Here is a 13,136-nt window from a genome sequence, read left to right on the forward strand (position 1 = left end):
AGGGGGGAGGACGCTCGCCTCTCCCGCCCGTCCAGCCTAACGACCGCCGACGACGGTTTCTTCCACCTCGCAGAACAAGGTGGCACCCCGGCGCCGGAGCGCTCAGGGTGCCACCACTATAGACGAACAGCTGTTCGAATCCGGCCGTTTCCCGGAATGTCCTCGACGCGCCCGCGGGCCCGCCGTCCGCTCAGGAGCGGTCCGCCGGGGAGTCGACGGAGGGGTCGCGCTCGGTCTTGAGCTCGGGGTTCTTGCGCTCGTCGGCGCGGGACTTGATCAGGCTGCCGACGATGGTGATGGTCATGATGCCCAGGATGACGGTCAGCGACAGGCCGATGCCGACCTCGGGCACGTGCACGCCGTTCTCGTGCAGGGCGTGCAGGATCATCTTGACGCCGATGAAGACCATGATCGCCGACAGGCCCCAGCTGATGTAGGCCAGGCGGTCCATCAGACCGGCCAGCAGGAAGTACAGCTGGCGCAGGCCCAGCAGGGCGAAGGCGTTGGCGGTGAAGACGATGTAGGCGTCCTGGGTCAGACCGAAGATCGCCGGGATGGAGTCGACGGCGAAGACCAGGTCGATCATGCCGATCGCGACGATGACCAGCAGCATCGGCGTGATGTGGCGGCGGCCGTCGAGCTTCACGGTGAGGTGGGCGCCGTGGTAGTCGTCGGTCACCGGCCAGAAGCGCTTGAGGAGGCGGACCACCGGGGTCTGGGTGAAGTCCTTCTCCTCCTCGTCGCCCTTCATGTGGTCGCGGACGATCTTGTAACCGGTGTAGATCAGGAAGGCGCCGAAGAGGTAGAAGACCTCGCTCCAGGCGTTGATGACCTGGGCGCCCAGGACGATGAAGATGCCGCGCATGACCAGCGCGATGACGATGCCGACGAGCAGGACCTCGTGCTGGTACTTCTTGGGCACCGCGAAGGAGCCCATCAGGAGGTAGAACACGAAGAGGTTGTCGATGCTCAGGCTCTTCTCGGTGACGAACCCGGCGAAGTACTCGGCGCCCGCGCCGCCTCCGCCGAAGTACCAGACACCGAAGCCGAAGATGATGGCGATGCCGATGTAGAAGGCCGCCCACCAGGCGGCCTGCTTCATGCCGAACTCCTGGGGCCCCTTCGTCTTGCTCCAGGGATGGTCGACGATGATGAGGTCGATCACCAGGATGGCGACCATGGCGCCGATCGTGGCGACCCACACCCACAAGGGAACGTTCACGGAAAGTCTCTCCTCCGGTCAGTGCGCGCGGGCTGTGTGCACGCACGTCGAACCACCGGAGGTCTCTCCCGCTCGCAGCGAAGCGCTGCGAACCGGCGGCACCGGGAGGACGACTCTGTCCGCCGTGATGACGGCACCGCCGCGACAGGGATACTCCCCTCACGTGTCAGGCCAGGATACCGGTGCCACACCGTGGGCGGCACACACCGGACCGTAGTCCAGGATGACATCTCCACCCCCGCGAGGTGAAGTCCCGGTGGAGGTGGCATCGACCGCACCCCGGGGACAGGTCCACCCAACCCCGGGGCCATCCCGCCCCCCGCTCCCCTCGCGCCCCACGTCACCGCCGCAGCACCGTCTTGTACACGCCCGCGGCGGCCTCCACCGCGTCCTCCTCGCTCGGCAGCGCCTTGGCCGCCTCGCGCGAGCGCGCCCGCAGGTCCTCGGCCAGCGCCGGGTCGTCCAGCACCCGGCCCACGGCGGCGGCGAAGGCCGCGGGATCCCCCGGCGGCACCATCAGCACCGTCCCCGAGTACAGGTCCGGGATGCCGCCGACCCGCGTGGAGACCACCGGCAGCCCCGCGCGCAACGCCTCCATGATCACCAGTGAGGGCCCCTCCCACTGGCTGGTCAGGCAGAACACGTCCGCCGCCGCCAGCAGGTCCGCCACGTCCGCGCGGTGCCCCAGCATGCGCACGTCCGCGCGCATCTCCGCGGCCGTGTCGTGCAGCTGCCCCCACAGGGGCCCGTCCCCGGCGATCGCCACCACCGGTTCGGGGCGGCGGTCGGCGATGGCAGGCGCCGCCGCCAGGAGCATGTCCAACCCCTTCTGCTCGGCCAGGCGGGCGACGGTCAGCAGCAGCGGCCGCTCCGGCAGCACCGCCAGGTCGGCCCGGGTGGCCTCGCGCCCGTTCACCGGAGCGCCGGTCTCGGGAGCGGCCACCACCGCCAGCCGCGCGTCGCGCGCCCCGACCGAGCGCAGCCTGCGCACCAGGTCGCCCGACACCCCCAGCACCACGTCCGCCCGGTGCGCCACGATCCGCTCCAGCACCGGGTAGGCCGCCGACAGCGCCCCCCGCACCAGCGGCGGCGCGTTGTGCGCGGTCACCACCAGCGGAGAGGCGCCGGCCAGCGCGCACAGGGCCCCGGCCCGCAGCCCGTGCGCGTGGACCACGTCCGCGCCCCGGGTCAGGGCGCGCAGGCGCAGCACCGCGCCGGGATCGCCCGCGGAGGGCGCCGCTCCGATGCCGACCGGGGAGAAGCGCATGCCCTCCGAGGTGAAGCCGAACTCGCGCTCGGCGGAGGCCGGGCCCAGCACCGCCACCCGGTGGCCGCGCGCGGCCAGGCCCGCGCCCAGCGAGCGCACATGGCGGCCCACCCCTCCACTGCTGGTACCGATGACCAGCGCGATCCTGGCGTTCAACGCCTCTCCCTCCTGCGTTCGAGTACGGTCCCGACCCGGTCGGCGACGGCACGCACCGCCGGACGGTCCACCACCGCCGCGACGGCCGCGTAGAGGGCCAGCGCCGCCGTCGCCGCCACCGCGGCCGCCGCCACCGTCTGCCACACGCCGTCCGCGGGCAGGGCCGCGGCCACCGCGCGCCCCGCGGTCCACCCGACCACACCGCCCAGCGCCGCGGCCAGTACCGAGCGCGCCACACCCGTCAGGGCCGCGCGCCCGTGCGTGCGCGCCACCGCTACGCACAGCAGGGCCGCGGCCAGGCTCAGGCCGACCGTGCTGGCCGCGCCCAGCCCGGCGATGGACCAGCCCTGCGGCAAGGTCCACACCAACACCACAGCACACAACATCACCACCAGCCACCCCACCACCTGGGCCGTGGCGGCCAGGCGCCCGTGGTGCGAGGCGTACAGGGCACGGCTGAGCAGGGCCACCAGCCCGAATCCCACCACCCCGGGAGCGTAGGCGAGCAGGGCGCGCTCCAGGGTCAGCGGATCGTGCTGGGCGAAGACCAGGGCCACCGGGGCCGCGGCGGCGGCCAGGGCGGTGCCCACCCCCGCGGTGACCACCACGCAGGCGCGGGCGCCGCCCGACACCAGGGAGGCGTACCCCCGCCGGTCGTGTTCGGCGTGCGCGACCGCCAGGGCGGTGAACGCGCTGGTGGCGATGGGCACCGCGATCACCCCGTAGGGCAGGGTGAACAGGGCCCAGGCGTAGGTGTGGAGCACGGCCGCGCCCGCGCCGCCGCCCCGGTTGGCCAGGGCCACGAACAGCAGCAGGCACAGCTGCATGGCCGCCAGCGGCAGCAGGGAGGCCAGCGCCAGGGAGCGCACGCGCCCGCCCACCCCGGGCGGGAAGGTCAGGCGCGGCCGGGACCGCACCCGCAGCCGCCGGGCGGGCCCCACGACCGTGAGGAAGAGCGCCGCCGCCCCGGCGGTGGTGCCCAGGGACAGGGCGAGCTCGGCCGCCAGCGGCAGGCCCGCCACGTCCTGGCGGTGGTCGGCTCCCAGCGGCACGAAGGCCACGTAGGCGGCGATGACCACAAGGCTGGACACCAGCGGGGCCAGGGCCGGGGCCAGGAAGCGGCGGTGGGACTGCAGGACGCCGTAGAGCACCGAGGCCAGACCGTAGAGGACGATCTGCGGGGCGAAGACCGCGAGCATGCGGGCGGACAGCCCGAGCAGCGCGCCCCGGTCGCAGCCCTGGCCCGCGCCCAGCATGAGCGCCATCGCCGGGACCGAGACCAGGGCGAGCAGCGCCGACAGCGGCACGGCCAGCAGCAGGACCCAGGTGATGAGCGCCGAGGCGGTGTGGCGCACCTGCTCGCGGTCGCCGCGCTCGGCGGCGGCGGCCAGCACCGGGACGACCACGGCGGTGAGCGCCCCGCCGATGACGATCTCGAACAGGACGGCGGGCAGCTGGTTGGCGGTGACGTAGGCGGTGCCCAGACAGGTGTCGCCGACGGTCTGGGAGAAGACCACGGTGCGCCCGAACCCCGCCAGCCTGGCCCCCACGGTGACCACCGCGATGAGCGCCGCCGCCGTGCCTACTCCGCGCGTCACCCCCTGGATGGTACGGGACACCGTGGCCGTCTCACTCGTGCCTGCCCCAGCGGTCGAGGCGGCGCAGGGCCGGAACGCGGTCGATGACGCGGGAGAAGCTGACGCGCTCGCTGGCCAGGGTCAGGGCGGCGACCCCCGCGAGCAGGGCCGCGCGCACGGGGCGGGGCGCCCGGGCCGCGGCGGCCGCGCCGAGGGCGGCGCCCAGGGCGTTGGCCCCGGCGTCGCCGAGCATGGAGCGTTCGGCGAGCTCGTCGGGCAGCAGCGCGGCCGAGGCGCCCACGACGGGGCCCAGCAGCGGCGCGGCCGGGGAGGCCAGGGCGGGGGCGGCGGCGAACAGTGCGACCTTGGCCGCGCGTCCGGGGCGCAGGTCGAACAGGTTGAGCAGGTTGGCGCTGGCGGCGATGAGCGCCCCGTCCAACACGGTGTCCAGCGGCGAGCGGCGCAGCAGGCGGGCGGCGGCGACCCCGGTGGCCCCGATGCCCGCCATCTTGACCATGCCGGTGGTGATCCGGCCGCCCGCCAGGGCGCCCAGGTGCCCGCGCAGGCCGCGGGCGCGGGAGGAGCCCGCCAGGTCGTCGTAGACCCCGAAGGCGGCGGCGCCCGCCGCGGCCAGCACGGAGGCCGCGCGCACGCGCGGGCCGGGGCCGGGCACGAGCAGGACGGCCGCGCACACGCCGCAGGCCAGCGCGGGCCCCTGGCGCAGGGTGACGCGGCGTCCGCGGAAGTTGGTGCGCAGCCACACGTCCGTCGCCTCGGCCGCGCCGGACGCGTTCGGCGCATCCGGTGCACGCGGTGCGACGGACGCACGGGGGGCGCCGGGTGTGCCCGACATGGCAGGTGTGCGCGGTGCGCCGGTGGTGACGAGTGCGCCCGACACGCGTGGCGTGCCGGACGGACTCGTGGCCTCAGGTGCGCGCTGGACACCGGACACGCATGGCGTGCCGGACGCGTTCGGCGCATCCGGTGTGCGCGGTACGGCTGGCATGCCGGAAACATCGCATGCGTCCGGTGTGTCGGGTGCCTGCGGGGCGACGGGTGTGCCCGGTGCGACGAACCCGTCCGACGCGCCGGGCCCGGAGGCACGGACGGCTTCGTACCGGGTAGAACGGCCCCGGGTGAGCAGGGAGTAGGCCGTGGAGGCCGCGGCGGCTCCGAGCAGGGCGCCGGTCAGGCCCTGGGCCAGGAACCGCGCGGCGGCGGATCCGGGGTCCGCGAGGGGGACGGGGGCGGTCAACGGTGTCACTCCCCGTCCCGAACGGTGCGGCGGGCCTCGTCGGTGCCGCCGCCCGCGTCGCTCGCGCCGTCGCTCCCGGTGGGCTCCGGCGAGGCATCGGAGGAGTCCTCGGAGTCCTCGCGCGGCTCGGGCAGCGGGTCGGGGAGGAAGCCCGCCACCCCCTCGCCGATGCCGTACGCTCCCCCGGCCTCCTTCAGGTTCTCGGCCAGGGCCAGGATCGTGATGACCTCGCCCATCGGGCGGCTGGCCACGTCCACGGTGGCGAAGGCCGCCTCCGCGGCGCGCGCCTGCGCGAGCATTCCCTCGCCCCGGGCGGAGGGCCCGTCACCGGCCACGACGGTGGCGCCGACCTCCCGGTGCAGGGCCGTGGTGATCGTGTTCAGCACCGCGTTGGCGGTCTGCGGGTCCTGGCCCTCGGGCGAGGACCCGCCCGAGGGCGCGAGGACGACCACGGCGTCGGCGGACTCTGCGGGGTCGCCCTCGACCGTGATCAGCCCGCCCTCGGTGAAGGCCTCCAGGACGGCCGCCGGGTCGTAGCCGCCGTCACCGCCCTCCCCCGCCTGGGCGGACGGGGACTCGGACGGGGACGCCTCCTCGTCACCGGAGCCCCCCTCCCCGGAGGGGTCCTCCTCCGAGGCGGCCAGGGCGCGGCCGATCTCGGCGCCCGCCTTCTCGTGGGGGCTGCCGGACAGGTCCCGGGGGTCCCGGGTGATCTGCAGGGCCAACTCGTCGACGAAGGTGGCGTTGCCGCCGTCCAGGAACGCGTCGCTGATCTGGACCCGGCCGACGACCTCGCCGCCCGCCTGCTCCACGCGCCCGGCCAGGGCGTCGGCCGTCTCGGTGTCGGCTCCGGGAGCGCTCACCACCACCACACCGAGGTCGGTGAGCAGACCGGAGAGCGTGTCGTCGGACACGGCCTCGGCCATCCGGTCGGCCCCGGCGTTGACCTGGTCGGCGGCGTCGCGCTCGGCGCGCAGCTCCTCGCTCTGGCTGCGCAGGTCGGCGGTCTCGGACTGGAGCGTGTTGAGCAGCGGGTCCTGGAGCATGGTGGTCCCCAGGACGAGCCCCACGGTGAGCGCGAGGAACACCGCGACGATGGACACCAGGTGGTAGCGGAAATCGATCACGTCAACAGCCCTGTCAACCAGTAGGAGAACGCGTCCCAGCGCGCCGCGAGAAAGGTGAGGTAGACCTGGCCCGCCGGTGAGCTGTAGGCGGCGACCACGATGGTGAGCAGGCAGGCCGCGACCAGCCCGAGCAGGGCCCAGGGGGAGATGCGCGAGCGGTACAGGCGGCTGACGCCCTTGGCGTCGACGAGCTTGCCGCCCACCCGCAGCCGGGTCAGGAAGGTGCTGGCCATCCCCGCCCGGCCCTTGTCGAGGAACTCCTCCAGGGTGGCGTGGGTGCCCACGGCCACGATGAGCGCGGCGCCCGCGCCGTCGGCGAGCATCATCGCCACGTCCTCGCTGGTGCCCGTGGCGGGGAAGACCACCGCGCCGTGCCCCAGGTCGGTGAGCCTGGGCAGGCCCGGGGCCCTGCCGTCGCGGTAGGCGTGCACGACCAGCTCGGCCCCGCTGGTCAGCGCCCGGTCCGAGACCGAGTCGAAGTCGCCGACGATGATGTCGGGCTTGTACCCCGCCTCCATGACCGCGTCCGCCCCGCCGTCCACGGCGATGATGACCGGCCGGAACTCGCGGATGTAGGGCCGCAGCGCCGCGATGTCCTCCCGGTAGTGGTAGCCGCGGACCACGATGAGGACGTGGCGGCCCTCGATGTCGGTCTCGATGGTGGGGATGCCGATGCCGTCCAGGAGCAGGTCGCGCTCGTGCTGGAGGTAGGCCATGGTGTTGGCCGCGAAGGCCTCCAACTGTGTGGCCAGCCCCGCGCGGGCCTCCTCCATCGCCGCGCTGACGGTCCCCAGGTCCTGGAGGGTGCCGCGCGCGACGACCTCGTCGCCGCGGTACAGGGTGGCGCCCTCCAGGCGGAGCCGCTCGCCGTCGCGGACGCGGGTGAACACCTCGGGGTCGACGTCGTCGACCAGGGGGATCCCCGCGTCCACGATCATCTCCGGCCCCTGGTTGGGATAGCGGCCGCTGATGCTCGTGGCGACGTTGAGGACCGCGGACACACCGCAGCCCACCAGGGCCTCGGCACTGACGCGGTCCAGGTCGACGTGGTCGATGACCGCGATGTCGCCCGGTCGCAGACGTTTGGTCAGGTTCTTGGTGCGCCGGTCCGAGCGGACGGGCGCGATCAGCCCTGTGGGAGCGTCCGCCCGGGTGCGGCGGAACCGCATGACTGTGGCGCTGAGCGCATCCGATACCTTCATCGCTGGCATACTGTCAGAACTCCCCTACGGAGAGTCATCACAGCTGTGAGATCGGCGTGTTCTGGTCGAGACCGCCGACCTCACCCCGTTCCGGGACGACCACGGCGACCTGCCCGCCCACTACCCCGAAACGCCAGAAGGTCACACATCCGTTCCGGACGTGTACACAACGCCCAGGTCAGGCGGCCGGATAGGCGCGCTCCGGATCGGCGTTGGTGAGCAGCTCCTCGGCGTGCGCACGGCCCAGCTCGGAGTCCTCCAGCCCCGCGAGCATCCGCGACAGCTCCCGGACCCGGCCCCCGCGGTCCAACCGCACCACACCACTCTCGGTGACCAGGCCCTCGGTGGACTTCTCCACCACCAGGTGGGCGTCGGCGAACGCGGCGACCTGCGGCAGGTGCGTGACGACGATGACCTGCGCGCGCCGGGCCAGCCGGGCCAGCCGGCGGCCGATCTCCACCGCGGCCTTGCCGCCCACACCCGCGTCCACCTCGTCGAAGACGAACGTGGGCACCGGGTCGGCACCGGCGAAGACCACCTCGATGGCCAGCATCACGCGCGAGAGCTCACCGCCCGAGGCGCCCTTGTGCAGGGCCAGGGGCGGAGAGCTGGGGTGCGGGGCCAGCAGGACCTCGACCTCGTCGCGGCCGTGCTGGCCGAACTCCTCACCCGTGGTGATGCGCACGCTCACGCGGGCGTGCGGCATGGCCAGCGCGGTCAGCTCCTCGGTCACGGCCTCCCCGAAGCGGTCGGCGGCCTCGGTGCGCACACGGGTCAGCTCGGCGGCGAACAGTTCCATGCGCTCGTGCAGCTCGTCGGCCTCGGCGCGCAGCGCGTCGATGCGCTCGTCGTCGCCCTCCAGGTCGGCCAGCCGCTTGGCCGCGTTCTCGGCCCAGGCCAACACCTCGTCCGTGGTCGCGCCGTACTTGCGCGAGAGCGAGGTGAGCAGCGCGCGGCGCTCCTGCACCAGGGCCAGACGGGCGGGGTCGGCGTCCACCGACTCGGCGTAGGAGGCCAGCTCGGTGGCGGCGTCGGTGAGGATGTAGGAGGCCTCGTCCAACCGCTCGCCGATCGCGGCCAGCTCGGCGTCGTGCTCACGCACCGCCGCCACGGCCTGCCGGGCCGCCGAGAGCAGCGCGGCCACGTCCACCTCCACGTCGGAGGCCGGGTCCCCGGCCAGCGCCTCGTGGGCGGTGGTGGCCGCCACGCGCAGGCTGTCGGCGTGCGCCAGCCGCGTCTCCTCCGCGAGCAGCTCGGCGTCCTCACCGGGCCGGGGCTCGGCGGCGGCGATCTCCTCCGCGCCGAAACGGAGCATGTCGGCCTCCTGGGCGCGCTCGCGCGCCTGCTCCACCAGCTCCTCCAGCTCCGCCGACACCTCCCGGTGGCGCCGGTAGGCCACGGTGTACTGCTTGAGCGCCTTGGTCAGCGGTTCGCCCGCGAAGCGGTCCAGGGAGGAGCGCTGCCGGTCCGAGCGCAGCAGGCGCTGCTGGTCGGACTGGCCGTGCACGGCGACCAGGTCGTCGGCGAGGTAGGCGAGCAGGCTCACCGGGGCGGACCGGCCGCCCATGGTGGCGCGCGAGCGGCCCTCGGCCGACACCGTGCGGGTGAGGATGAGGACGTCGTCGTCGATGTCACCCCCCGCCTCCAGCACCCGGGCGGCCACCCGGCCGCCCGAGGGGACGGTCAGGCGCCCCTCCACCACGGCCCGGTCCGCACCCGGACGTACGCGCTGGGGGTCGGCCCGCCCGCCGAAGAGCAGTCCGAGCCCGGTGACGACCATGGTCTTTCCCGCGCCGGTCTCGCCGGTGACGACGGTCAGCCCCGGTGACAACTCCAAAACGGCGTCGTCAATGACTCCGAGCCCCTGGATACGGACTTCTTCGAGCACCGATCCCTCTCCTGTAGTTGACGCCACTGCCCACACGCGCGCACGGCGCGTCCGGCCGCGCGGGCCGGTCAGCGGCCGTGCTCGCTACGGCCCCGCCATCCGGCGACCGACAATCCGAACTTGGCCACCAGCCGGTCGGTGAACGGCGCCCGGTGCAGCCGGGCCAGCCGAACCGGCGTGTCGGCACGGGTGATCTCGATTCGTGCCCCCGCGGGCAATTCGACCATACGCCGTCCGTCGCACCAGAGCACGCCCGGCGCCGTGGCCGGGACCACCTCCAGGGCCACGGTCGCGTTCGGCCCCACCACCAGGGGCCGCGCGAACAGGGCGTGCGCGCTGAGCGGCACGACCATCAGGGCGTCCACGTCCGGCCACACCACCGGGCCGCCCGCGGAGAAGGCGTGCGCGGTGGAACCCGTGGGGGTGGCGCACACCACACCGTCGCAGGCCCAGCGCGAGAGCGGACGCCCGTCGATCTCCAGGACGGTCTCCAGGATGCGGCGCGCCTCGCCCTTCTCCAGGGTCGCGTCGTTGAGCGCCCAGTTGCGCACGGGCGGACTCCCGTCGCCCCGGCCCCCGTTGAAGACCGCCACGTCCAGGGTCATGCGCTCCTCGACGTCGTAGTCGCGGTTGACGACACTGCGCACGGTCGCGCCCAGGTCCTCGCGCTCGGCCTCGGCCAGGAACCCCACGTGGCCCAGGTTCACCCCCAGCAGGGGTGCCCCGGCCGGGCGCGCGATCTCCGCGGCGCGCAGCAGGGTGCCGTCGCCGCCGAGCACCATGACCAGCTCGACGCCCCGGGCCGCCTCCCCCGGTTCCACGACCTCGACCGGGGAGAGCACGCAGTCCTCCGCGGCCAGTTCCTCGATCTCGTTCTTGAGCATGCGCACGGTCAGCCCGGCCCGGCTCAGGCTCTCGTGGACCAGTTGGGCGCTGCGTACCGCGGCGGGCCGACCGGTGTGGGCCAGCAGGAGAACACTGCGTCCGCTGGTCATCGCCGTCCCCTTACGTTCACTCCCCGGCGGGGAGTCTGAAGTGCTGGCCGGGGCGTTCGCCGACCCGGCCGGGTCACGTTACCGGACTCCTGAGACACGCTCGCCACGGTCGCTAACGCGGTCCCTCCTCCACGGCCCGGGCCAACGCGTCCGGGTCCAGGGGCGCGGCCCCCGCGCGCATCCACAGGAAGTACTCGACGTTGCCGGAGGGGCCCGGCAGGGGGCTGGCGGTGACGCCGACGGTGCCCAGCCCCAGGGTGAGGGCGTGCGCGGCGACGTCGGAGACGGCCTCGGCGCGCAGCTCCGGCTCGCGGACCACTCCCCCGGCGCCGACCTTGTCCTTGCCCACCTCGAACTGGGGCTTGACCATGAGCAGGAAGTCGGCGTCGGCGGCCACGCAGCCCCGCAGCGCCCCCAGCACCAGGCGCAGCGAGATGAACGACAGGTCGCCCACGACCAGGTCGGGGCGGGGCTCGCCGATCTGCTCGGGGGTGAGCTCACGGACGTTGACCCGCTCCATCACGCGCACGCGGTCGTTGCTGCGCAGCGACCAGGCGAGCTGGCCGTAGCCCACGTCCACCGCGGTGACGTGGGCCGCCCTGCGGCGCAGCAGCACGTCGGTGAACCCGCCGGTGGAGGCGCCCGCGTCCAGGGCCCTGCGGTCGGCGACGTCGAACTCGAAGGCGTCGAGGGCCCCGATGAGCTTGTGGGCGCCGCGGGAGACGTAGGGGGGCTCGTCGGAGGGTGGACGGACCACGATGGGCTGGTCCTGGCCGACCTGGGTCGCGGCCTTGGAGGCCACGATCCCCGCGACCTTGACGAACCCGCCCTCGATGATCTCGGCGGCGTGTCCACGGGAGCGTGCGTGCCCGCGGCGGACCAGTTCCGCGTCGAGCCGGGTGCGTTTTGCCATGGTTACCGAGGATACCGGGGCTGTTCGGGGGCGCCGGCGCCCTGGTCGAGCGCGCCGAGCACCCCGGACAGCTCCTGGTGCAGGGTGTCGAAGACCGCGACGTGCTCGGCGGTGGGCAGGGACTCCAGCGACGCCAGCCGCTCCCTGGTGCTGCGCAGGGTCTGCTCGGCCAGTGCCTGGGCCTGCTCGTTGGGGTCCATGCCTCTCCCGGTGTTCTCGCTGGTCCGACTCTACTTCTTCGTGGTGCCCCTGCTCTTGGTGGTGCGCTTGGCTGCGGTGCGAGCGCGGGCCGTCTTGGCCGCGGTACGGGGCTTCCTGGCCGCGGCCTTGTCGGCGTCCTGGGCGTCGGCCGCGGCACCCGCCGCGTCCGCGGAGGCCTCCGCGCCGTCGTCGGCCGCCTCCTGCGTGTCCCGGCCCCCGGCGACCTTCGCGTCCCCCTCGGACGCGGCCGAGCCGGATCCGGCCCCCGCCCCGGGGCCGCGCTCCTCGGACCCGGCCTCGGCGCCCTCCCCGGCCCCGGTGGACACCTCGGCCTGGGAAGCGTCGGTCTCCGCGGCGGCCGCGGGGCGCACAGGCGAGGACGCGCCCGCCTCGACGGGGGCCAGAACGCGCTCGACCGCGTGGCGTGCGGCCAGGCGGCGTTCGAGTTCGGCGACCCGCCGTACCAGACGCTCGTGGTCGGCGCGCGGCACGACGTCCATCCGCTCCAGCTGGCGCCCGACCTCGGAGCGGACCAGGTCGGCGATGGCCGCGCGGTTGGCCTGGCTGGTCTCGATGAGCTCCCCGGCCAGGTTCTGGATGCTCTGCCCCACCCGCGGCGGCAGGCTCTCCCCCTCCGCCGCGACCGGCGCGGCGGGACCGTTCGCCCTGAGCAGGGCCTTGGCCGCGGCGACGGCCTGCTTGCGCGAGAGTTCGGTGAGGCCACTGGCGGCATCGAGGTAGGTGCGTACCGCGTCGACGACCATGATGACAAGTGCTCCTTGGTGGGACCGCGAAAGGGGAAGGGGGCGCGGGCAGGGCGAGCCGCTGCGCGACGGGGGGCCGTGGCCAACGCTACCGGGACCGAACCGGCGTTGACACGCGAACTCCCAAGACCGCCCCATTCGTCCCGATGGCACCACAAGGACGCGAACGCCCGGCGCCTGGGGCATGATGTGGCCATGAGCAGCATCGACACGTGTCTCGCCGGCATCGAGAAGGTGAACCAGCGCATCCTCGCCCAACCCGACGAGAAGCGCCGCAAGTACATCCGTGAACGCTCCCTGAGCGTGGAGGTCCCCGACCTGGAGACCGTCTTCGACATGCGGCTCACCCTCGACGGCCTGGTCGACATCACCCACCGCCCCGCGGACCGGCCCGCGCCCCGGGCACAGGTGCGGATCACCGTGGCCAGCGAGGACCTGGTGGCCCTGGCCGAGGACCGCCTGGACGCGGCCAAGGCCGTGTTCGGCCGCCGGGTCAGGATCGACGCCAGCGTCGGCGACCTGCTGCGCGTGCGGAAACTCCTCTGAGCCGACCGCGCGGCGCCCGAACG

At 74.0% G+C, this 13,136-nt stretch carries 12 protein-coding genes; 1 reads left to right on the top strand and 11 read right to left on the bottom strand.

Features of this window, described 5'->3' with window-relative positions:
- Nucleotides 1-190 precede the first annotated feature (190 nt).
- From UIS43_RS08740 to UIS43_RS08790, 11 genes are all read right to left on the bottom strand, one after another.
- Nucleotides 191-1,222, bottom strand: coding sequence for a TerC family protein (locus tag UIS43_RS08740; RefSeq protein ID WP_013154036.1), 1,032 nt, complete (start codon nucleotides 1,220-1,222; stop codon nucleotides 191-193).
- 340 nt (nucleotides 1,223-1,562) lie between these two features.
- Nucleotides 1,563-2,645 (bottom strand): glycosyltransferase family 4 protein, encoded by a 1,083-nt coding sequence (locus tag UIS43_RS08745; RefSeq protein WP_013154037.1) that lies wholly within the window; start codon nucleotides 2,643-2,645, stop codon nucleotides 1,563-1,565.
- Complete coding sequence (gene murJ, locus UIS43_RS08750) at nucleotides 2,642-4,264, bottom strand: murein biosynthesis integral membrane protein MurJ (RefSeq protein ID WP_013154038.1); 1,623 nt, start codon at nucleotides 4,262-4,264, stop codon at nucleotides 2,642-2,644. Before murJ ends, UIS43_RS08745 begins: the two co-directional genes overlap by 4 nt.
- 10 nt (nucleotides 4,265-4,274) lie before the next feature.
- Complete coding sequence (locus UIS43_RS08755) at nucleotides 4,275-5,228, bottom strand: hypothetical protein (protein ID WP_370013239.1); 954 nt, start codon at nucleotides 5,226-5,228, stop codon at nucleotides 4,275-4,277.
- A 254-nt stretch (nucleotides 5,229-5,482) separates the two neighbouring features.
- Nucleotides 5,483-6,604, bottom strand: coding sequence for a copper transporter (locus tag UIS43_RS08760; RefSeq protein ID WP_013154040.1), 1,122 nt, complete (start codon nucleotides 6,602-6,604; stop codon nucleotides 5,483-5,485).
- On the bottom strand, nucleotides 6,601-7,773 hold the full coding sequence (steA, locus tag UIS43_RS08765) for a putative cytokinetic ring protein SteA (protein ID WP_041552789.1): 1,173 nt from the start codon (nucleotides 7,771-7,773) through the stop codon (nucleotides 6,601-6,603). Before steA ends, UIS43_RS08760 begins: the two co-directional genes overlap by 4 nt.
- Before the next feature lie 211 nt (nucleotides 7,774-7,984).
- The gene (gene recN / locus UIS43_RS08770) at nucleotides 7,985-9,694 is read right to left on the bottom strand and encodes a DNA repair protein RecN (RefSeq protein ID WP_013154042.1); all 1,710 of its coding nucleotides are present in this window, start codon (nucleotides 9,692-9,694) and stop codon (nucleotides 7,985-7,987) included.
- Nucleotides 9,695-9,762: 68 nt separating this feature from the next.
- Nucleotides 9,763-10,689, bottom strand: a complete 927-nt coding sequence (locus tag UIS43_RS08775; protein WP_013154043.1) for an NAD kinase — start codon at nucleotides 10,687-10,689, stop codon at nucleotides 9,763-9,765.
- Nucleotides 10,690-10,801: 112 nt separating this feature from the next.
- On the bottom strand, nucleotides 10,802-11,602 hold the full coding sequence (locus tag UIS43_RS08780) for a TlyA family RNA methyltransferase (protein WP_013154044.1): 801 nt from the start codon (nucleotides 11,600-11,602) through the stop codon (nucleotides 10,802-10,804).
- 2 nt (nucleotides 11,603-11,604) lie between these two features.
- Nucleotides 11,605-11,802 (bottom strand): hypothetical protein, encoded by a 198-nt coding sequence (locus tag UIS43_RS08785; protein WP_013154045.1) that lies wholly within the window; start codon nucleotides 11,800-11,802, stop codon nucleotides 11,605-11,607.
- A gap of 30 nt (nucleotides 11,803-11,832) precedes the next feature.
- Nucleotides 11,833-12,567, bottom strand: a complete 735-nt coding sequence (locus UIS43_RS08790) for a hypothetical protein (protein WP_013154046.1) — start codon at nucleotides 12,565-12,567, stop codon at nucleotides 11,833-11,835.
- 195 nt (nucleotides 12,568-12,762) lie between these two features.
- Between UIS43_RS08790 and UIS43_RS08795 the strand changes: the two genes are divergently transcribed.
- Nucleotides 12,763-13,113: an SCP2 sterol-binding domain-containing protein gene (locus UIS43_RS08795; RefSeq protein ID WP_013154047.1), complete on the top strand. Its 351-nt coding sequence runs from the start codon at nucleotides 12,763-12,765 to the stop codon at nucleotides 13,111-13,113.
- The last annotated feature ends 23 nt before the right edge of the window (nucleotides 13,114-13,136 follow it).

It is taken from the genome of Nocardiopsis sp. LDBS0036, assembly GCF_041228755.1.
GTDB classification, from domain to species: Bacteria; Actinomycetota; Actinomycetes; order Streptosporangiales; family Streptosporangiaceae; genus Nocardiopsis; species Nocardiopsis dassonvillei.